Origin of the sequence: Polyangium mundeleinium, assembly GCF_028369105.1 — a bacterium.
In the GTDB taxonomy this organism is placed as follows: Bacteria; Myxococcota_A; Polyangia; order Polyangiales; family Polyangiaceae; genus Polyangium; species Polyangium mundeleinium.
On the sequence record NZ_JAQNDO010000001.1, the window covers coordinates 5427404 to 5447812 of the forward strand.

General features: G+C 69.6%; 16 protein-coding genes. 6 read left to right on the plus strand and 10 right to left on the minus strand.

The window, feature by feature from the left end:
• Nucleotides 1–63: 63 nt before the first annotated feature.
• Nucleotides 64–2883: a YncE family protein gene (locus tag POL67_RS21695; RefSeq protein WP_373372365.1), complete on the plus strand. Its 2820-nt coding sequence runs from the start codon at nucleotides 64–66 to the stop codon at nucleotides 2881–2883.
• Nucleotides 2884–2907: 24 nt separating this feature from the next.
• Here the strand turns inward: POL67_RS21695 and POL67_RS21700 are convergent, their stop codons facing one another.
• From POL67_RS21700 to crcB, 8 genes are all read right to left on the minus strand, one after another.
• Nucleotides 2908–3795 carry an STAS domain-containing protein gene (locus POL67_RS21700; RefSeq protein WP_271919997.1) on the minus strand — a complete coding sequence of 296 codons (888 nt, stop codon included), beginning with the start codon at nucleotides 3793–3795 and terminating at the stop codon, nucleotides 2908–2910.
• Between the two features lie 164 nt (nucleotides 3796–3959).
• Nucleotides 3960–4424: a hypothetical protein gene (locus POL67_RS21705; protein ID WP_271919999.1), complete on the minus strand. Its 465-nt coding sequence runs from the start codon at nucleotides 4422–4424 to the stop codon at nucleotides 3960–3962.
• Between the two features lie 62 nt (nucleotides 4425–4486).
• The gene (locus POL67_RS21710) at nucleotides 4487–5806 is read right to left on the minus strand and encodes a tetratricopeptide repeat protein (RefSeq protein WP_271920001.1); all 1320 of its coding nucleotides are present in this window, start codon (nucleotides 5804–5806) and stop codon (nucleotides 4487–4489) included.
• 110 nt (nucleotides 5807–5916) lie between these two features.
• Nucleotides 5917–7395, minus strand: a complete 1479-nt coding sequence (locus tag POL67_RS21715) for a hypothetical protein (protein ID WP_271920004.1) — start codon at nucleotides 7393–7395, stop codon at nucleotides 5917–5919.
• Between the two features lie 200 nt (nucleotides 7396–7595).
• On the minus strand, nucleotides 7596–8804 hold the full coding sequence (locus tag POL67_RS21720) for a serine/threonine protein kinase (RefSeq protein ID WP_271920006.1): 1209 nt from the start codon (nucleotides 8802–8804) through the stop codon (nucleotides 7596–7598).
• 79 nt (nucleotides 8805–8883) lie between these two features.
• The gene (locus tag POL67_RS21725; protein ID WP_271920008.1) at nucleotides 8884–11019 is read right to left on the minus strand and encodes a serine/threonine-protein kinase; all 2136 of its coding nucleotides are present in this window, start codon (nucleotides 11017–11019) and stop codon (nucleotides 8884–8886) included.
• A gap of 209 nt (nucleotides 11020–11228) precedes the next feature.
• Nucleotides 11229–12029: an AAA-like domain-containing protein gene (locus POL67_RS21730; RefSeq protein WP_271920010.1), complete on the minus strand. Its 801-nt coding sequence runs from the start codon at nucleotides 12027–12029 to the stop codon at nucleotides 11229–11231.
• 199 nt (nucleotides 12030–12228) lie between these two features.
• On the minus strand, nucleotides 12229–12615 hold the full coding sequence (gene crcB, locus POL67_RS21735) for a fluoride efflux transporter CrcB (protein ID WP_271920012.1): 387 nt from the start codon (nucleotides 12613–12615) through the stop codon (nucleotides 12229–12231).
• A gap of 123 nt (nucleotides 12616–12738) precedes the next feature.
• On the opposite strand from crcB, the gene POL67_RS21740 reads away from it, so the two are divergent.
• On the plus strand, nucleotides 12739–14763 hold the full coding sequence (locus POL67_RS21740; protein WP_271920014.1) for a potassium transporter Kup: 2025 nt from the start codon (nucleotides 12739–12741) through the stop codon (nucleotides 14761–14763).
• Nucleotides 14764–14826: 63 nt separating this feature from the next.
• Entirely contained in the window at nucleotides 14827–15513 is a 687-nt protein-coding gene (locus POL67_RS21745; RefSeq protein WP_271920016.1) for a dienelactone hydrolase family protein, read from the plus strand.
• Here the strand turns inward: POL67_RS21745 and POL67_RS21750 are convergent.
• Nucleotides 15508–16791, minus strand: a complete 1284-nt coding sequence (locus tag POL67_RS21750) for a citrate/2-methylcitrate synthase (RefSeq protein WP_308789544.1) — start codon at nucleotides 16789–16791, stop codon at nucleotides 15508–15510. The genes POL67_RS21745 and POL67_RS21750 overlap by 6 nt on opposite strands.
• Between POL67_RS21750 and POL67_RS21755 the strand changes: the two genes are divergently transcribed.
• Both POL67_RS21755 and POL67_RS21760 read left to right on the plus strand, forming a co-directional pair.
• A complete protein-coding gene (locus tag POL67_RS21755; protein ID WP_271920018.1) occupies nucleotides 16774–17622 on the plus strand; it encodes a citrate/2-methylcitrate synthase in 849 nt (282 codons plus the stop codon). The genes POL67_RS21750 and POL67_RS21755 overlap by 18 nt on opposite strands.
• 72 nt (nucleotides 17623–17694) lie before the next feature.
• Nucleotides 17695–18252, plus strand: coding sequence for a hypothetical protein (locus tag POL67_RS21760; RefSeq protein WP_271920020.1), 558 nt, complete (start codon nucleotides 17695–17697; stop codon nucleotides 18250–18252).
• Nucleotides 18253–18303: 51 nt separating this feature from the next.
• Here POL67_RS21760 and POL67_RS21765 read toward each other — a convergent pair whose 3' ends face one another.
• The gene (locus POL67_RS21765) at nucleotides 18304–18837 is read right to left on the minus strand and encodes a methylated-DNA--[protein]-cysteine S-methyltransferase (RefSeq protein WP_271920022.1); all 534 of its coding nucleotides are present in this window, start codon (nucleotides 18835–18837) and stop codon (nucleotides 18304–18306) included.
• A gap of 451 nt (nucleotides 18838–19288) precedes the next feature.
• Here POL67_RS21765 and POL67_RS21770 point away from each other — a divergent pair, with 451 nt between their 5' ends.
• Complete coding sequence (locus tag POL67_RS21770) at nucleotides 19289–20407, plus strand: SMP-30/gluconolactonase/LRE family protein (protein ID WP_271920024.1); 1119 nt, start codon at nucleotides 19289–19291, stop codon at nucleotides 20405–20407.
• Nucleotides 20408–20409: the final 2 nt, after the last annotated feature.

Here is a 20409-nt window from a genome sequence, read left to right on the forward strand (position 1 = left end):
GGGCCTTTTCTTCCTGACCATGGCGGCGTGTTTCCGGCCGTCGCCTCTGCCCTGGGAGCTGTCATGCGATCCATGCTTCACGCGGCCACGCCGCTCATGCGATTGAAGTGCTTGGCCTACTTCGGCGCGACGCTCGGCGCGACGCTCTCGCAGACCACGGAGGTGTCCGCCGACGATTCGTCCTATACCTTGTTCGAGAGCGGTCAGGTCCGTCCGATCGCGATGTCCCCGAGCGGGCACCTGCTCTTCGTGGTCAATACACCCGACAATCGCCTCGAGATTTTTCGGCTCACATACAGCGGTCTCATGGAGCATACCGGCTCCGTGCCCGTCGGACTCGAGCCCGTCGCAGTCGCCGCGCGCAGCAACAGCGAGGTTTGGGTCGTCAACCACCTGTCCGACAGCGTGAGCATCATCAACGTGCACGGGGCCGGCAGGGGATCCGTCGTGCGCACCCTGCACGTCGGCGACGAGCCACGCGATATCGTCTTCGCAGGGCCGGGCAAGAGCCGCGCATTCATCACCACGGCCCACCGCGGCCAGAACGTACCCTTCGACCCGCAGCTCACGACGCCCGGCGTGGGCCGCGCGGACGTATGGGTCTTCGACGCTGGTAACCTCGGCGTGACGATGGGCGGCGCGCCGCTCAAGATCCTGAACCTCTTCGGCGACACGCCCCGCGCGCTCGCGGCCACGCCCGACGGCTCGCGCGTCTATGCGGCCGTGTTCCATTCGGGCAATCGCACGACCATCGTCGACGAATCCCTCGTGCCCGACGGCGGGGAGGCGTTTGGCGGCGTGCCCGGGCCGAACACGAATTTCCAGGGGTTCCCCGCGCCCGAGGTCGGCGTCCTCGTGAAGTACAACGGCTCGTCGTGGCGGGACGTCCTCGGCCGCCCCTGGGACGACGCGGTGAATTTCTCGCTGCCCGACAAGGACGTGTTCGTCATTGACGCCAACGCGAACCCGCCCAAGCAGGTCGCAGGCTCCGCGGGGTCCTTCTCGGGCGTGGGGACGGTCCTCTTCAACATGGCCGTCAATCCCGTCAATGGGAAGGTCTACGTCAGCAACACCGAGGCCCGCAACGACCTGCGCTTCGAGGGGGATGGGATCTTCGCCGGCGAGACGCTCCAGGGCCACCTGCACGAGAGCCGGATCACGGTGCTCGGCCCCGGCGGCGTCGCCCCGCGGCACCTCAACAAGCACATCAATTACTTCGACCTGCCGGCGTCCCCGGCCGTGAACCAGAGGAGCCTCGCGCAACCGCTCGGCATGGCCATTTCGAGCTCCGGCAGCACCCTGTACGTGGCCGCGTTCGGATCCTCGAAGATCGGTGTGTTCAATACGGCCGCGCTGGAGAACAACTCCTTCGTGCCCAGCGCGTCGAGCCACATCACGCTGAGCGGCGGCGGACCGACGGGCATGGTCCTCGACGAGGGCCGAGGGCGCATGTACGTCCTCACGCGCTTCGATAATGCGATTTCCGTCGTGAGCCTGTCGACGCGCCAGGAGCTCGCCCACGTCAGGATGTACAATCCTGAGCCGGAGAGCATCGTCGCGGGGCGGCCACTTCTTTACGACGCGCGGCTGTCCTCCAGCAATGGCGAGGCGGCCTGCGGGAGCTGCCACATCTTCGGCGACATGGACGATCTCTCCTGGGATCTCGGCAACCCCGACGGCACGATCCTGAACAACCCCGGACCGTTCAAGGGGCCCCTGTTCATCGATCCCGATTTCCATCCGATGAAGGGCCCGATGGCGACCCAGAGCCTGCGCGGAATGGCGAACCACGGCCCGATGCACTGGCGCGCCGACCGCACGGGCGGCAACGACGAGCCGAGCGTGCAGTCGGACGCGGGGGCGTTCGACGAGGAAGCCGCATTCCGGAAGTTCAACCCTGCGTTCGTGGGCTTGCTCGGCCGAACGGCGGAGATCAGCAACGAGCAGATGCAGGCCTTCGCGGAGTTCATCCTTCAGGTGGCCTATCCGCCGAACCCGATTCGGAACCTCGACAATTCGCTGACGCCCTCCCAGCAGGCAGGCCGCGCGTTTTTCCTCCAGACGGCGATCCTCCCCGGGGGGATCACCTGTGGGACGTGCCATCCGATCGATCCCAATGCCAACCCGGACGATCGTTTCCCGGGCTTCTTCGGGGGCGATGGTTTCTCGGGTTTTGGGGGGCCGCCGCAGATGTTCAAGAACGTGCACCTGCGCAACCAGTACCAGAAGGTCGGCATGTTCGGCTCCGCCGCCGCCTTCGGCTCCGAGAACCCCGATCCCTTCCTGGGGGATCAGATTCGTGGCTTCGGCTTCACCCACGACGGGGCGACCCCGACGTTGTTCCAGCGCAGCGCCATCTTCGACGCGGGCACCCAGGTCCTCCCCGGGATCCTTCCGGACGGAGTCGTGGTCGCGCCCGGGATCCCTCTCACACCCGCGGGGGACCAGGCGAAGCGCGACATGGAAGCGTATCAGCTCGCCTTCGACACGAACTTCGCGCCCATCGTCGGGCAACAGGTGACGCTCACCGTGACGAACCAGGCATCGGCGGCGGCGCGTATCGATCTGCTCTTGCAGCGCGCGAACGCCCTTGAATGTGATCTCGTGGCGAAGGGCGCCTCGGGCTCCTATTCGGAGGTGGAGGTCGGGTACCTTTACATCCCGGAGATCCAGCGCTTCGTCGTCGATCAGCAGGCGATTCCGCCGATCCCCGACGCGATTTTGCGTTCGATCTTCCTCGGGAGCAACCAATCGCTCACGTATACCTGCGTGCCGCCGGGCTCCGGGGTGCGCATCGGTATCGATCGGGATCTCGACGGATACCTCGACGGCGACGAGATCGACGCGGGGAGCAGCCCTGCGAATCCCCTGAGCACGCCCTGATGGAACGACGGGGTGCGCGCGTGGTTATGCGCGCGCACCCGCGCGTGGCTTGTCGCCGAGGCTTCGGATTGCGAACGAGAGGCCATCCCGCAACGTCGCGAGCGTGATCACGCGGGAGAGGTCGAGGCCGAGCGAGACCATCGTTTGCGCCACGTTTGGCCGGATTCCGGTGATGATCCCCTCGGCGCCGAGCAGGCGGACGGCGCCGAGGATGTTCAGCATGTGGCTCGCCGTGCCGGTGTCGACGACGTCGACGCCGGTCAAGTCGAGAATGGCGAAGCGCGCTTGCAGGCGCGAGACCGCAGCGAGGAGATCCTCGGTCACCCGGCCGGCGCGGCAGCTGTCGACGACGCCGACCATCGGGAGCGTGACGACGTGATCCCATACCTGGATGATCGGCGTCTCGAGGTTCTGGATGACCTGCTGTTGTCGTTCGATCAGCGCGAGCTTGGCGTCGAGCTCCTCGCGGGTCTGCATGGTCTCGGTGACGTTGAGCGATAAACCCACGACGTATTTGACGTTCCCCTGCTCGCCTCGCACGGGGACGTACCAGTTTTCCCAGTGCATTCCGTGCCCCGACTGGATGTCGTGGGAGGGCGTGCCCGAGAGGGCCCTTCTGACCCCCGAGGTGCCTTCGGCGCCGTACATGACATGGAGGTTCTGGCCGATGAATGCGCCCCGCTCGATGCCGAGCGCGTCGATCCCCTTGCCGTCGTGGAAGGTGAAGGTGCCGCTTTCGTCGACCGCCCACACGATCAAGTCGAGGTGATCGAGCAGGAGCCGGAGGAGCTGTCCCAATTCGATCGTCGAGGCGCGCGCAGGCGGGGGCGCGAGGGCGGCAAGGCGCTCTTCCAGCTCTTCGACCCGCGCGCGCAGTGCCCTGTTCTCTTGCTCCAGATCCCGCTCGGACACGTCGTCTGCCTCCCGATGGGGGCACCCCAAAAGGCACGCGGCGCCCGATCCGGCGACGATACCCAAGGGGGGTTTGGTGTGTCAATGGGTGGTAGACTGGAAACTGTCGAGAAAACGGGCACTTCCGTCGGGTAGATTGGTCTCGGGGCTCGCTTGGGGCTGGCTCAAGGCAGACGCGTCGAGCAAACGCCGGAGACGCAGGCGACCTGAATCGAGGACGTGTCCTCCGTGGTGTTCCCGTCCTCGGCGCGCGTGGGTTGGGCGATGCAATCGCAAAGCGCATGCATGCCGCATTCTTGCTCGGCCATCGAGACGGCCGGAAGGTCCTTCGCGGCGAGGCCGATGGCCGCGAGGCTGCCGCAGCAATCGATCACGTGCAGGATCTGGCCACAATCTTGATCCGTGACGCAGCCTTTGCTCGCCGTCGGGAACTGCACGCTGTCGTCGAAACACGTGAGCGTGACCGGGACGCCGGAGCCGCCCGCGCCGCCCGAACCACCCGCGCCGCCGGAGCCACCGGAGCCGCCCGGACCACCGGGGCCGCCCGGTTCGACGGTGCTGCCGCAGGCGAGAAGCAGGGGGAGCGCGGAGACGGCCAGGATCGAACCAAGATAACGTCGAAGTTGCATGGGCGCGATCATGCCGCCGCGCGCCTCGGGCGTAAAGCGCCGCGCGGCCGCCGTTCTCGCAATTACCAGCGCACGAGCGCGCCGAGCTCGAAGGTGTGCAGCGTGATGCGCTCGGCGCCGGGCGGGCCGCGGAACGTGAGGTTGTAGAGCGGCATCACGCGCAAAAAATCGTACGGCCAGAGATCCGCGCTGAGGTAGACGGAATCCGTGACGAGGTCGAGGATCTGAAATGCGGCCGGGAATCGTTCGGCCTCGGCGCCGTGCGCATACCCGGCCCGGAGCGCGAGCCAGGGCAGGAGCGTGCGGCCCGCCGAAAACGAGAACGCATGGACGAGGCGGCTTTCGCTCGCACCTCGAGGATCCTCGACACGGACGTGCGTGAGCCAATACGTCGCGTCGAGCCGCAGCTCATCGCCGATCACGAGGCCAAGCGTCGGGCTGACCCCGTGCGTGTCGACGCCGCCCGTGTACCGGCGGTACGTGTACGCGAGGCCGCTCGTGAGCCAGGGCCGGATCGGCGCCGTGCCGTACGCGCGGAGGCGGAGCATGGGGACGCTCGCGGCCGGCGCGCCGAACGCAGCCTCGCCGCCGAGGGAAAAACCATGCCCGAAGAGCCACGTGGCCCGGCCGCCCCAGGTCGCGCCGTAGGACCAGGCGCCCGCCGCCGTCGACGGGCGCCCGCCATGCTCGGTTTCGACGCCGAGGATGAGCCTGCGCCACGCCTGGGAGACCTCGACGTCGACCTGCCCGAGCGCTGGCATGGGCGCGGGAAAGACGAGTACGCGCGTGGTGACGCGCGCATACCCCGTGGACAGCCTTCGCGCGAGCGCGCGGAGCTCGGTGTTGCCGCCGGATGCGACCGAGGCCCGCTCCGCGAGCGCGTGCCCCGTCGTGAGGTCGCCCCGCGCGTATTCGAGCCGCGCCCGGCAGGCGAGCAGGGGAGGGGTGTCCTTGCGTCGCGCCGCGTCGAGCGTCGCCTCGGCCTCGTCCCACAGGCCTTGCCAGGTGAGCACGTCGAAGAGGCCGGTGCGGACGTCGTCGTCGTCGGGGTGGCGCGAGAGGACGTCACGATACGCCGCCGCCGCCCGCGCGTGGTGCCCCTCCCAGGCGTCGAGCCGCGCGAGCCCGGTCCGCGCCTCGTCGTCCCGCGGATTCCGCACGAGGAGCGCCTCGTAACGCCGCCGCGCCGCGGGCTTGTCCCCGCCGTACGTGGCGCGCCTGGCCTCGTCGAGCAGCGCGTCGCGATCCTCGCCGAGCACCTCGCCGCCGTGGCGCGGAGGCGCCGCCGTGCAGGACACAAGCAGGAGCAGGAGGGTCGCCCAGACAGGGCCCGCGAGCGCGCGGCGGCCCAGGCTCGACGCCCGTGCTCGGTGGCTGCGCACGGGCCGAGCCTCGCACATCGACGCGCGACGCGCACGCCGCGAGCGCGCGTCTGCCGCGCAGGATCACGCACGTACGTGTCCAGGACGCGGCGATGCGGGAGGGGCGTGGATCAGTGGAAGCGGTACCCGATGCCGACGGGCAAGGCGATGGCAAACCCGTCCCACGTCTTGAGGAACGTGGGCCACGCGCTCGCGACCAGCGAGCCCGTCGTGAGGCTCTTGCCCTTGCCGAACTCGGCGAGCGTGTAGGAGACCTCGACCGCAGCGCCGAACGAGAAGCCAAAGCCGGTCTCGTTTTCCGCGGGGATCGTGCGGCTGAGCAGGAGCTCGACCTCGTCGCCGCCGTTGAGCTCGGCCCACTCGCTCGGGACCGCGCCGCGCGCGCCGTTGATGGTCGCGTTTTGTCCGCCGAACCCGACGGCGAGTGTGCCGCCGACCCAGAGGCGATCGTTCACGCGCACGCTGAGCGCGGGGCCGACGAGGAGCGAGTAGCCGCCCGTGACGAGGTAGCTGCCGAAGAAGCGGCCGCCGACGTGCAGCTTCTCGCTGAGCGCGTACCCGACGAACACCTGGCCGCCAACAGGGACGCCGATCGCGGGATCGACCGTGGCGTAACAGGCGCTCGCATCACAAGCCTTGTACTCGGCCGCCTCACCGCCGAGCGGGTAGGTGATGCGATACTCGTACGTGAGGGCCGAGAGCGCGTCCACGCTGCCACCGCCGAGGAAGAGCTGCGCGCCGCCGAAGGCGCCGACGTCCACGACGAGACGCTTGGCGCGGTGGATCGGCCCCTTGCCGTCGTCGGGCTCCTCGGGTTTGTCCTTCGGCTTCGTATCACCGGCGCCCGCGGCGCCGCCGTCGGTCTTCGTGTCGTTCGTCGTGGTCGTCCCGGCCGGTTGCCCCGTCGCGCCCGTGTCCCCGCCGGCGGGTTTGTCCGGCGCTTTGTCGCCCGTCGGCGCGGCGCTCCCATCCTCGGCGAGCGCCGGGACCATGACGCTCTTGCGCTCGGCAGGCTTCAGGCTGAGCGTGGTCTCCCAGGGCTTACGGCCGGGCGCGGTGGCCACGATCTTGTGCTCGCCGGGATCCACGGGCCGACCCTTGCCGAGCGCGCCGAGATCGATCTTCTGTCCGTCGATCGCGATCTCGATGCCGGGCGTGTTCGCGGCGACAGACACGGTCACGCGCGGCAGCTTCGGCTCGATCGCCTTGCTGTTCGCGCGCGCGCGCGCCTCGACGTCCGCGCGCCCGGCCTTGCGGGCATCGGCCTCGGCGTCGAGCATCTCGCCCCACGCGGTCGCGAGTTTGCCCTGTTTCTCGTGGCAGAGCGCGAGATCGAGCAGCGACGCGGGGCTCGGGGAGAGTTTGTACGCCTCGGCGATCTTGGGGCACGCCTCGTCGTACTTCTTCTCCGTGACGAGCTTTTTGCCCTCCTTGAGCAGCGCCTCGGCGTCGGCGGCGTCCGCGATCGCGAGGGGCGCGAGGCTCGTCGTGACGAGGGCCGAAAGGAAGAGGCAGAGGCGCGCGCGTCGCGGAGCAACGCGGCCGTCGTGGGGGACATGCACGTGGTTCGGCTTGTCTGTCTGGGTCATCGCGTGGTCCGAAGGCGGGAGCCCGGAAAAGGAAAGCTACGAGTGTGGCAGGCTGGAAATCAATTTTTTCCTTCGTCCATGACGCTTCGACCTCACCCCGCCCCCCGCCGCGAGGCGGAGAGGGGACGAGCGGCAGGGGAACGAGCCGGGAGCGCCCTCCTCATCCACTGTGTGGAGAGGAGGGGTGGGGTAGGTGAGGCTCAGCGGGAGATGAGGCCCCGCCACCAGGCGGTGGGCGCGCGGCCCTTGTCCTGCGCGGCGTCGTCCGGATCGGGGCCCTCGAGCTCGTCGCTGAGGCCGGAAAAGGTCTCGTCGGTATCCCCCGATTCGAGGGCGGAGGGGGAGACGGTCGGGTTCGCGCCCGTGAGCTTGAAAAGATCGGGCTGCAGGCTGGTCGGCCCGCCCGCGTTGTCCTGCTGCGTGAGGGATTTGAACTCGAGCAGCATGAGGTCGAGCATCTCGCCGATCATCGCGAGCCCGTCCTTCCGGCCAGCCGGGGCGCCCGCAGCGCCGAGGACGAGCTCGGCGACCTCGTACTCGCTGACGGGCCTGCCGAAGCGATAGAGGAACCGCGTGAGATCGCGGCCAAAATCACGCGCGGTCTGGTAGCGGCCGTCGCGATCACGCGCGAGCGCGGTGCGGATGATCTCTTCGAGCTCCGGAGGGACGTCCGAGTTGATGGGCTTGAGCGACGGGATGGTCGCGTCGCGCACGAGCTTGACGGTGCCGAGGTCGGTCTCGCCGAGGAAAAGGCGGCGGCCGGCGAGCATCTCCCAAAGGATGATGCCGGCGGCGAAGACATCGACGCGTTTGTCCACGCCGAGCTCCATGACCGTCTCGGGCGCGAGGTACCCGAACTTGCCCTTGATCATGCCGGCGTCGCTGTTGGCGAGCTGGCTCGACGCCTTGGCGAGGCCGAAGTCCACGATCTTGCACTCGCCGTGGCGCGTGATGAGCACGTTCGCCGGCGTGACGTCGCGGTGGACGATGTTGAGGTGTTCGCCTTCGGGCGTGTGGAGATCATGGGCGTAGGCGAGGCCCTGGCAGATCTTCGCGGCGATGAAGCACGCGCTCTCGACCGGCATCGGCCTGCCGACCTTTTTCTGGTGCTCGATGACCTGCTTCAAGTCGGCGCCGTCGACGTACTCCATGACGATGAAGTACGTGCTGTCGCCGACGCCGATGTCGAAGACGCTCACGACGTTGGAGTGCGCGAGGCGGCCGGAGAGGCGGGCCTCGTCGAGGAACATGTCGATGAACTGCTCGTTCTTGCTGAGGTGCGGGAGAACGCGCTTGATCGCGACCTGCTTGCGGAAGCCCTCGATTCCTGCGCTCTCCGCGACGAACACCTCGGCCATACCGCCCGAGGCGAGCCGCTTGATGACCCGGTAACGCTGGTTCTCCGACATCGCTGGTTCCTCGTGCCCCCCGCGCTTTGAAGAGTGTACCCCCTCGTTTCAAGGATGTGAGGTTTTTGTCCCTCTTCGCTCAGGGGACGATGTCGACCGCGAGGACGTAGGCCTCGATCCCACCGGGCTGCGTCCGCGGCGCCTCGGCCGTCCAAGGATCCCGCGCGAGCCGAACGCGTACGCAGCGCGGCGTGCCCTCCTCGTAGGCGATCGCGGGGCCCGTCCAGGGAGAGCGCGAATCTTCCTGCGAGAGCGTACCCTCACCCGCCGTGTGCACGCGGACCCTGCTGCCAGCCTCCCGGCCTCGCATCGTCGTGACCTCCAGCACCGACCCCGCGTCGCGCACGGCGTCGCGCGCCGTCCAGCGGATCGCATGTCCCTGCGCGCCCGCGCCTACGCAGTACGTGTCCTGATCGTCGATCCACCCGAGCGCGCCCGTCCGCGTCTCGCCAGGCTCGATCGACGTGGCCGAAGGCAACTCGTCGTTCGGCTCGATCTCGTGTGTGGAGCTCTCCTCGGCGAGCGCGACCGTGATGGCATAGGTGTCGGACACGTTCTCGTGCACGAAGGGAATTTTGCGATCGCCGCGCGGATCCAGATCCTGCAGCACGGAGGCGTAGTAGCGGCCCGGCTCTACGCTGAGGCGCGGGATCGAGAGGGAATGGCCGGGTCGACCCACGCAGTACTGCGCGATCGGCGCCTGGAAGCCTTGCCGGTAGAGCAGCGTGCAGGTCTCCATGTTCGGGAGCGCCGTGACCACGAGGCGCGCGATCCGCGGCGTATCGCCTGTGCCTTTCGGGATCTCGAACGTGTAGAAGTCGCGATCGCTGCGCTGCGCGTCGATGCGCTTGCCGAGCAGGCCCGACGCCGACACGCCGAGCGGCAGCGGCGTCGCGTTTGCCGCCGTGTCGTTGGGCTCGACCTCGACGCCCGCAAAGCGCGGCGTCCAGCGTCCCCACATCACGAAGAGCCCCGCGCCCGCGCCGAGGACGAGCACGAGGCTCGACGCGAACCAGGCGAGGTGCCGGCGGCTCCTGAGCTTGCGCTCGTACGCCTCGACCTCGTCGCGGCTCGCGATCTCGCCGGGGCTGCGTTCCGCCCCCGCCAGCGCCGCACGCGTGAGTTTTCGGAGCGCGCTCGCATCGAGCAGCGCCTCGACGTCCGTTCCGAGCTTGCGTAGCTCCGCCGCGATCGCCGCCTGTAGCTCCTCGGCGTTTTGCCATCGCGCCGCGGGCTCCTTTTCGAGCGCGCGGAGGACGATGGCGTCGACCCCGGGCGGCACGCCGCGCGATGGCGCGCGGATCGACGGCGCCACGGGTTTTTCCGTGACGTGTTTGACCAGGATGCTCGCCGAGGTCTTCGCGTGAAACGGATAATGGCCGGTGAGCGCGTGGTAGAGGAGCACGCCGACGGCGTAGAGATCGGCGCGGTGATCGACGGGGTCGCCGCGGATGAGCTCGGGCGGAAGGAAGTACGGCGTGCCGATGAGCTGATCGCGGCGCGTCACCTCGCCGCCCGCGTTCGTGTCGGCCTCCTCCCGCAGCTTCGCGATGCCGAAGTCGAGCACCTTGGCGATGTCGGTGCCGCCTTCGGTCGTCGTGATCATCACGTTCTGCGGCTTGACGTCGCGGTGCACGATGCCCTTGCCGTGCGCCTCGCCGAGCGAGCTCAGGATCTGCAGGACGATCTTGCCGAGCCGCGCGAACGGCATCGGGCCGCCGTCGGAAAGCACCGCGGCGAGATCCCGGCCTGTCACGAGCTCCATCACGATGTACGTGAGGCCCGCGTCCACGCCGTAGTCGAAGACGTGCACGGTGCTCGGGCTCGACAGGCGCGAGACGGTGAGCGCCTCGCGCTTGAAGCGGCGCACGACCTCGGGGCTCATGCTGAGCTCGCCCGCGAGCAGCTTCATCGCGAGCAACTTGCCGAGGTGGACGTGCTCGACCTTGTAAACGACGCCCATGCCGCCGCGGCCGATCGGCGTGAGGATGCGGTAGCGGCCCGCGACGACGAGGCCAATGAGCGGATCGGCGCGGTGCGCGATCGCCTCGTCGTCGAGGGGGAGCGCGAGCGCGAGGGCCGCGATGCGCGACGTCGGTTGGGGCGTCTCCGCAGACGCCGCCGTGTCGACCTCCGGGGAGGGCTCCGTGACCAGCGCCGTGGTGTCGGCGTCGTTCGGTGCCGTTTCTCCAGGATCGTCCTCGCCGATCGACATGAACCGCCGGATTGTGCCCGAGCGGCACCCGCACGGGAAGCAAACACCCGCTCAGAGGGGGGCCGCAGCGTCTCGCCGGGGTTTCACCCCGGACCCGACCAGGGGCTCTTCGCCCCTGGACCCGAACCAGGGCACAGCCCTGGACCTCTGGTGTATCGACCGCGATGCGGTCGATACGCGAAAACTCGGAGAGTTTCTGGAACACGCTCTCAGACCCACGCGCCTCGCAGCCGCTCGGCAGCCGCGCGCACATGCGCGGCGGTGATCGGCTGCCGGAGTGGAGGGCGTAGCTTCTCCACGATCTCGCGCGCGAGGACGTTCACGACCCACGGATGCCCGCCCGAGATCGCAGCGATCTCGGCCACGGCCTCGTCCCGGAACGGCTGCCCCGTCTCCTCTGTGTGCTCCGCGCAGAGCGTGGCCACCTGCACAGCCGTGAAATCGGGCAGGCGGAGCGACGTCGCCCCAGGCCCGAGGAGCTCCACGGCCGAGGCCTGCACCTCCTCGGAGCCACAGAACACGACCGACCACGGCGCCGCGCGGGGCCGCGCCTCGTAGGTCGCCCGCATCTGCGTGAGCAGGCTCGTGCGGGTCTCGCGCGGCAGGAGATCCACGTCGTCGAGCAGCAGGACGAGCGGCCGCGGGCACGCGCGCGCCCACGCCGAGAGCACGACGCCCGCGAACCGCACGTCGTACGACGGGGGCCACGGCGGAGGCCGCAGCGGCGCTGGGAGCTGCTCCCCGGCCGCCTTCGCAATCGCCTCGAGCAGCGCCCGCTCGCCCAACGCCCCCTCCGCGGCGCCCCCCCTCGGCCGGCAGGAGGCCCGCACCACGACCCACGCGCCAGCCTCCGCGAGCCCGGCCGCGAGCCCCCGCAGCCACGTCGTTCGCCCGTGCAACCGCGGCGCGTGCACCACCACGTACGCCCCGCGCGCCACCAACTCTGGCACCTCCACGAGCCGCGTGCTCGCACCCAGCATGTAATGCAGCTCATCGTGGCAGGGCCCCACCACGTTGAACCTTCGGCGGTGTCGGTGCGTGCTCAGGAACCGTGCCCCTGCGGCCCTGTCGTGCCCCAGGCGTTCGCTGGAATCCCGGCCATGTTCAATGGCTGGTTCACCGAACCCGCCTTGTCCGTGTTGCCTCGTCGTCGTGCTCACGATGAGGAATGTCCCCAGGGACCGCGGATTCGAAGTTTTTCGCGACCGGTCAGCGCGAACCGGGGAGCCGCCCGAGGTGCATCCCGACGAACCCGGCGCAGAGGCAACCGACGAGCGTCGCGGTGCCATACAGCGCGGCGAGGCGGGGCTGTCCGTTCTGTACGTACTGGACGACCTCCAGGTTGAACGTGGAGTACGTCGTGAATCCGCCCAAAAAACCCGCCCCGAGCGCGACCTGCAGCGTGGGGCCGAGCCACGTGGCGCTTCGGGAGAGCTGGAAGAGGAGCCCGAGCAGGAACGAGCCGATGACGTTGACGGCGAGGGTCCCGTAGGGAAACGCGGAGCCGTACCGCGAGAGGGACCAGGTCGTCACGAGGAACCGCGCCCCCGAGCCGATCGCCCCGCCGACGCAGACCCACACGAGCTTCATCCCCATCGGTGCGCGCGCCTCTGAGCTGGCATCTCTCTACAGAAGTCCACACCGTCCTTGTGGTCAAGCCTCCCGGCGTGGCCGGCCGCGCCTCGCGTCTCTCCCGGGATGGGGTACCATCCGCGCGCCATGACGGAAGACCAAGCGGGGACGCTCCCCTCCACCGAGGCACCCGCGGCGGACGGGGGCAGCGCGGTCCCAGACGCAAGCGCGGCCGGAAACGCGCCACCAGCCAGCGCGCGGACGCTGGCCGCCGCGACCGCGACCCACGGCGCCGGAGCGCACGGCGCGACGACCCCGGGCGCGCGCTGGGCCTTGCTCCTCGGCGCCCTCGGCGTCGTCTTCGGCGACATCGGCACGAGCCCGCTCTACGCGATCAAGGAGTGCTTCAGCCCGGAGAGCCCGCATCACATCGCGCCCACGCCGGCGAACATCCTCGGCATCCTCTCCCTGGTCTTCTGGTCGCTCCTGATGGTCGTGACGGTGAAATACCTCACGTTCGTCCTCCGGGCCGACAACCAGGGCTCGGGCGGGATCATGGCCCTGCTCGCGCTCGTGCCGACGGGCAAGGGCGCGGGGACGGGGCCGCTCGTCCTGCTCGTGCTCCTCGGGGCGTCGCTCCTTTATGGCGAGGGCGTCATCACGCCCGCGATCTCCGTGCTCTCGGCCATGGAAGGCCTCGAAGTCGCGTACGAGCCCTTGAAGCACGTCGTCGTCCCGCTCACGGTGGTCATCCTGCTCGCGCTTTTCCTCGTGCAGAAGCGCGGCACCGGGGGCATTGGCAATGTCTTCGGCAGCGTCACGCTCGTCTGGTTCGTCACCATTGCGATCCTGGGTGCCCGGTGGATCCTGACCCGTCCGAGCGTGCTCGCCGCCGTCGATCCGCGGCACGGCGTGACGTTTTTCCTGGAACACCGGGGCCACGGCTTCTTGCTCCTCGGCGCCGTCGTCCTCTGCATCACGGGCTGCGAGGCACTTTATGCGGACATGGGCCATTTCGGGCGGGGTCCGATCCGCCGGGTCTGGTTCGTCATCGTATGGCCCGCGCTCCTGCTCAATTACTTCGGCCAGGGCGCGTATTTGCTTCAGCACCCTGGGGGCGCGACGAACCCTTTTTATGGTCTCGTCCCGTCCTGGGCCCTCTATCCGACGGTCGCCATTGCCACGGGCGCCACGATCGTCGCCTCGCAGGCGCTCATCTCGGGAGCGTTCTCGCTCACCCAGCAGGCCGTGCAGCTCGGATACTTTCCGCGCGTGACGATCGTCCACACCTCGAAGGAGACCGAGGGGCAGATCTACATCCCCGAGATCAACCGCGCGCTCCTCGTGGCCTGCATTCTCCTCGTCTTCACGTTCCGCACCTCGACCTCGCTCGCGGCGGCCTACGGCATCGCGGTCACGGCCACGATGACCATCACCACGACAGTCTATTTCGTGGTCGTCACGAAGCGCTGGGGCTGGCCGCTCTGGAAGGCGCTGCCGCCCGTCGCCGTCTTCCTGGCCATCGACCTCTCGTTTTTCTCGGCAAACGCGGCGAAGTTCTTTCAGGGCGGCTGGTTCCCCGTGGCCATGGCGCTCGTGATCTTCACGATCATGACGACCTGGAAATCAGGCCGCAGGATCCTGGCCGAGTCCTTCAAGGATGGCGTCTTGCCGCTCGAGCTGTTCCTCGAGGACGTCGAGCGCACGAAGCCCCACCGCGTGCGGGGCACGGCCGTCTTCATGGCCTCGAACCCGAACGGCACGCCGCCCGTCCTGCTGCACCATTTCAAGCACAACCAGGTCTTGCACCAGCAGGTCGTCCTGCTCTCCATCGCGAACGAGCGGGTCCCCGAGATCCCGCCCGATCAGCGCGTGACCGTCGAGCACAAGGGCCACGGGTTTTACCGGGTCTGCGCCCGCTACGGCTTCATGCAAACCCCGCACGTGCCGAGCTTGCTCGCCGCCTGCAAGGAACAGGGGCTCTCGATCGAGCTCCAGCGCACGAGTTATTACCTCGGCCGCGAGACGCTCCTGCCGACGGGCCGCTCGAAAATGTGGAAATGGCGCAAGGACCTCTTCGCCTTCATTTCCCGCAACGCGCGCCCCGCCACCGCGTACTTCGGCCTGCCCCCGGGCCGCGTCGTCGAGCTCGGCATGCAGATCGACCTCTGACGGACCGCTACCGCCGGCGGGGTCTCTGCCCGATGCCCGAGGGAGCACGGGGAGGCGCGGATCATGGTGAACGAGCGAGCGGAGACCTCGCCGGTCTGCATGCCGGCGGACAACGTGATGCTGAACGGAGATCTCGGGATGCCGGCGGCGCCAAAGGGCGTGGTGCTGTTCGCCCACGGGAGTGGGTCGAGCCGGTTCAGCCCGCGCAATCGCCACATTGCATCGAGCCTGCGGGCGCGCAGGTTCGCGACAGTGCTCGTGGATCTGCTGACGGTCGAGGAGGAGGCCGTGGACCTCAGGACGGCCGAGGTGCGGTTCGATATTGACCTGCTCGCGCGGCGGGTCGCGAGCGTCGTCGATTGGCTCGGCCGGGCGTCGTCGACGGCGGGGCTCGGCATCGGGCTCTTCGGGGCGAGCACGGGGGCGGCGGCGGCGCTCGTGGCCGCGGCAGAGCGGCCCGAGGAGGTGCAGGCGGTGGTCTCGCGCGGCGGGCGGCCCGATCTCGCAGGCGGAGCGCTGCCGCGGGTCCGGGCGCCGACGCTGCTCATCGTGGGCGGGGCGGATACGCTGGTGATCGACCTGAACCAGCAGGCGTTCGAGGATCTCCGCTGCGAACGGGAGATCGTCATCGTCCCGCGGGCGACACACCTCTTCGAGGAGCCGGGGGCGCTCGACCAGGTCGCGGATCTCGCGGGGCACTGGTTCGAGGCGCATATCGCAGCGCAAGGGCGCATGGCCCGGGCGTCATGACGCGAGCGAGCGCGGGCGCAAGAGCGTAGGATCCCTGCGTTGTTCCAGGGCGTGGGCGATCCAGCCGGCGAGCCGGCCGATCGCGAAGATCGTCGTCGCCGCGCCCGGCGGCAGGCCGAGGGCGAGGCAAAGCGCGACGAGGCCGACGTCCACGGACGGAGGTGGATGGCCGGCCTCTTTCGTCGCGTCGAGCAGCGCGAACAAGGCCGCGACGCTGGTCTTTCGCGGCGCTTCCGCGCGCGCGGCCACGAGCAGGGGTGGCGTGCGGGGATCGCCGTCGGGGTAAAACGGGTGTCCGAGCTCGAGGACCGTATCGCCGCGGCGGGCGCGGGCGGCGACGACGGCGCGGGCTCGTTCGGGGCGCCCGACCTCGGCGACGACGGCCTCGATGCGGTCACAGGCGCCGCCGTGCTTCGGGCCGGAGACCGCGGCGATCCCGGCGCTCACGCAGGCGTAGAGATCGGCCCCCGTCGAGGCCGTCACGCGGACGGCGAAGGTCGAGGTGGCGAGCTCGTGATCCGCGAGCAGCACGAGCGCTCGTTCGAGGGCGGCTTCGGCGCGGTCGGACCTCTTGCCGCCGAGGGCGACGAGCAGCGCGCGGGTGATCGTGGGCTCGGCGAGCGCGGTGTTGGCCCGGCGAGCGCCCGAAGGCAGGGCCGAGAGCGCGGCGAGGCGGCGGATCAAGGCGCGGGCGCGGGGCAGCTCGGCCTCCTCGGTCGCAGCGAAGCGTAGGGGATCCCGCGCGGCCAGGGCCGGGACGGCGAGGGCGAGCGTGGCGAGGGGCGGGGCGCCTTCGGGGACGAGGTCGGCGAGGCGGGAGGCGGGCAGCGCGGGATCCTGCGGCAGCGTCCAGGGGGGGCGTTCTTCGGGCAGCGCGCCGGTCCAGAGCAATTCGGCGACGGATTCGAAGGGCACGCCGGACGCGGCGAGGGTTGTGGCGGCGTGGCCGCGGTAGCGCGGGCCCTCGGGGCCGATCGTGGTGATCGTCGAGGAGAGGACGGGCTCGCCCCAGCGCAAGGCGGATGCGGCGACGGGGCCGTGCCCGCGGCGCGCGTCGCTCCGGGCCTTCAGCCGTTCGAGGTCCTCGCGCACGTAGAGGCGGCTCCGCCCGCCCTCGCTGGGCACGCTGCGGACGAGGCCGCGGCTCGCGTAGGCGTAGAGCGTCTCGCGCTTCACCCCGAGCAGCGCGGCGGCCTCCGGCCCGGACAGGAGGTCCGATGGTTGATTGTCGAATCCAGTGGATGGATTGATCAATCCACGTTGATCAACGTTGCTCACGTCATCAAGGATAGCATCAACCAAGGAGGAAACGATGGACCAAGCGACGCAGAATGGGGCAAAGCACGCGGCTACGAAGGCGAGTGGGCTCGATGGGGTCGTCGTGGCGGATACGGCATTGAGCGAGGTCGACGGCGAGCGGGGGAGGCTCGTCGTGGGCGGGCACGATATCGAGGCGCTCGCGGGCCGGGTCGGCTTCGAGGATCTCTGCGGGCTCGGGCCTCGGGGGGGGGGGGGGGGGGGGGGGGGGGGGGGGGGGGGGGGGGGGGGGGGGGGGGGGACGGGCGGGGGCGGCTCCCGGACGCGGCGACCCAGGGCGCGCTCGCGGACGCGCTCGCCGAGGGGCGCGCGCTCGCGTTCGAGCAGATCCCGTCGATCGGCGAGACGCTCGTCGCAGAGGATGGAGGTGCGGCGCTCATGGCAGCCGTGGCACACTTCGGCGCGCGTGCGGCGTGGCGGGTGGCGGATCGCCCGGCGTGGATCGAGCTCGCGCGGATCACGGGCGCGGTCGCGACGTTCGCGGCGGCCTGGGCGCGGCGTCGCGCGGGGGACGCGCCGATCGCCCCGGACAAGGCGCTCGGGCACGCGGCGGACTTCTTGCGAATGGTGCGCGGTGCGGCTGCGCCCGAGGCGGCCGCGCGGGCGCTCGACGCCTACCTCGTGACCGTGGCCGATCACGGCATGAACGCCTCGACGTTCACCGCGCGGGTCGTGGCCTCGACGGGCTCGGATCGGGTGTCGGCGATCGTGGCGGCGATCGGCGCGCTCAAAGGCCCGCTGCACGGCGGCGCGCCGGGGCCCGTGCTCGACATGCTCGACGACCTGGGGTAGCGACCCGCCCGAGCGGATCGCGCAGGGTCCGGGCGCGCGCCCCGGCCCTGCAACGGCAATACGGAGACGACGATGGACGTGGCAGATCCCATTCCTCCTTCGGTCCAGGCCCTCATGGACCTGTTCGCGAACGAGCTCTCGCATGTGAGCTTCCCCGGCGTCGATCGGGCGATCCTCGAGCAGGTGGTCACCGAGGTCCGGACCCACACCGAGGCCGTGGTCAAGGCGGAGGCGGCCCTCGAAGCGGCGCGCACGGCGCTGCGGGACAGCGAGGAGACCCTGTCGAGCAAGACCCAGAAGGCGCTCGCCTACGCGCGCGTCTACGCCGACGATCACCCCGACATCCGGTCGAAGGTGGACTCGGTCGCGCGGATCGCGGGCGTGACGTCCTCGCCGCCCGGGCCTTCCCGGGAGGCCAGCGGGGACACGCCGAAGCGCCGCGGCCGCCCGCCGAAGGCAAAGGCGGCGAGCGCCGAGCCGGCCGCCGAGCCGACGGACGCGACGCCGACGGACGCGACCCCGGACGCGACCCCGGCGGCGCCGCCGGTCATGGAGCTCGGGCCCTCGACGATGAGCAGCGAGGACACCCCCGAGCCCTCGGAGCTCAACGGCGCAGCGCACTCGGCCTGAACCTCGGCCTCCGCCCCTCTCCCGAAAGGGGGAGGGGTCGGGGGGGAGGGCCTACCGAACCCGCGGCACCCGCGCACCTTCCAGCGCGAGGAGCCGTGCCTTCGTCTGCACCCCACCTGGCGCGGAAAACCCCACGGCGGCCCCGGCGGCGCCCAGAATCCGGTGGCAGGGCACCACGATCGGGATGGGGTTTTTCGCGAGCGCTTGCCCCACGGCGCGGGCGGCCGCCCGGGACTTGCCGAGGCGCGCGGCGAGCTCGCCGTAGGTGACGGTTTGGCCGGGCGGGATGTCCTGCGCGGCGTGGTAGACGGCCCGGTAAAACGGCGACACGCGCTCGAGATCGAGGGGCACCTTCGAGAAATCTTGCGGCGCGCCGCCGAGGTGCGCGGCGACGAGGCGCATCACGTCCTGGACCCACGCGGGCGGGTCTCCGCGCATGGCGCCGGGCGCGCTCGCCGTGATCCATGCGATCGTCTCCTCCTCTCGTTCGCTCGGCAGCGCGAGCGCGAAAATACCTCGTGGACTCCAGGCCACGACCACGCGACCGAGCGGCGTGTCGAAGGGCTCGAACCCCAATCCGTCCATAATGGTTGTTCCTACCAAACCTTGAGCGGAGCGTCCACGGCGGTCTCGCCGCCGGCGTCTGGTCACCGGAGAATGCAGGGCGTCGCTCCATGGGCTCGCCGGTTCGTCCCCGTCATTGCCGTGCGCGCCGTACGGGTGCCGAGCGCGTGCCCCTTGGGCTGCCGCTCGTCCTCGCGCGTATGTCTCCACGGTGTTCCTCGACGGGAATCATTTTCTGCCCGGGGCCTTTTCGAGCTCCGTCCTGGACCCATCCGTTCCTCGGTATGGGGCATGCTTCCACATTCCCGTCGTGGGATGTATACCATCGGGTGTAGGGACGTCGGGTATTCCCGGAATTCCCTGATGGCGATGGCCATCGAATTCGTCAGCATTCGAGGTCCATGCTGGACTCTTTTCGAGGGTCCGAGGACGGCGCGCCGGGCGCCGATCGAGCTTTCAAGGGAGGGCGTGAATGACGCGATCCAGAGTTCGGCTGGGTGGGAATCGTATCGGGTCTTTTCTCGGCGCGGCGGTGGCGGTTGCCCTGGTCCTCCAGACGCAGTCGCCTTCGGCCGCGCCCAAGCATTGTGGTGATTTTCTTGCGCGCGTCGCGGAGCTGCCGGGGTACCCGGACGGGATCGTCCTGCAGAAGAACCGCGTGTACGTCGCCGGCCCCGCGCTCGGCGTCGACGCGGGCGGGGTTCCCTCCGAAATCGCGGTGTTCCACGGGAAAACCGGGGCGCATCTCGAAACGATCCCCATCCAGGGGGAGGACCTCGCCGCGCCCCACGCGCTCACGGGCCTCTCGGTCGACGCCGACGGGCGCCTGTATGCCGTGAGCTCCCAGCTCGGCGTCCTGCGGCTCTCGGAGAAAAAGCACGGGAAATGGAAACAATCGGTGTATGCCGGCCCCTTTCCCGACATCCCTTCCTGCACGCCGGGCGATTCCAACGATCTTTGTGCGCACAATGTCTACGAAATGCCGCCGATGCCCAGCGACATCGCGTTCGCCAAGGACGGTCATGCCTACGTGACCGACGCTGCCCAGGCCATGATTTATCGGATCCCGCCCGGCGGCGGCGCGCCCGAGATCTGGCTTCGGAGCGCCAAGCTCGCCGGATACTACGACCTCCAGGGCGCGCGGGGGATCCTCGTCAGCGCCGACGGCAAGAGCCTCTACGTGACCGTGGGCTTCTCGGCCGACGCGCCGTGGGAGGGCCGCATTTACAAGATCCGGCGCGTCCCTGCGCCGAACGAGAACGACGTCACGCTCGTGCACGTCTTTCCGAATTTCGAGGCGCCTTCGGGCCTGGGCCTCGGCGAGGACGGAGAGCTCTTCGTGGCCCTTTCCATCACGAGCCAGATCGCGGTCGTGAAGCCCGCGGGCGGCGAGCTCGGCCGATTCTCTTCGGCCACGAACGACGAGGTCCCCCTCGATGGCCCGGCGCACATGGCATTCGACGGCAAGGGTGGGCTTTTCGTGACGAACCAGGCGGTCCCCAGCGGGCTGCTCGATCGTTTTGCCGTGGTCGAGGTCGACGTGAAGGATCAGGGCCACAAGAACCACCCACCGAAGCCGAATCTGCCCTGACG

Coding starts and splice junctions, on each gene's coding strand:
- POL67_RS21695 (WP_373372365.1), top strand. CDS start 64: ATGCGATCCATGCTTCACGCGGCCACGCCGCTCATGCGATTGAAGTGC.
- POL67_RS21705 (WP_271919999.1), bottom strand. CDS start 4,424: ATGCAACTTCGACGTTATCTTGGTTCGATCCTGGCCGTCTCCGCGCTC.
- POL67_RS21715 (WP_271920004.1), bottom strand. CDS start 7,395: ATGACCCAGACAGACAAGCCGAACCACGTGCATGTCCCCCACGACGGC.
- POL67_RS21720 (WP_271920006.1), bottom strand. CDS start 8,804: ATGTCGGAGAACCAGCGTTACCGGGTCATCAAGCGGCTCGCCTCGGGC.
- POL67_RS21725 (WP_271920008.1), bottom strand. CDS start 11,019: ATGTCGATCGGCGAGGACGATCCTGGAGAAACGGCACCGAACGACGCC.
- crcB (WP_271920012.1), bottom strand. CDS start 12,615: ATGGGGATGAAGCTCGTGTGGGTCTGCGTCGGCGGGGCGATCGGCTCG.
- POL67_RS21740 (WP_271920014.1), top strand. CDS start 12,739: ATGACGGAAGACCAAGCGGGGACGCTCCCCTCCACCGAGGCACCCGCG.
- POL67_RS21745 (WP_271920016.1), top strand. CDS start 14,827: ATGGTGAACGAGCGAGCGGAGACCTCGCCGGTCTGCATGCCGGCGGAC.
- POL67_RS21760 (WP_271920020.1), top strand. CDS start 17,695: ATGGACGTGGCAGATCCCATTCCTCCTTCGGTCCAGGCCCTCATGGAC.
- POL67_RS21765 (WP_271920022.1), bottom strand. CDS start 18,837: ATGGACGGATTGGGGTTCGAGCCCTTCGACACGCCGCTCGGTCGCGTG.
- POL67_RS21770 (WP_271920024.1), top strand. CDS start 19,289: ATGACGCGATCCAGAGTTCGGCTGGGTGGGAATCGTATCGGGTCTTTT.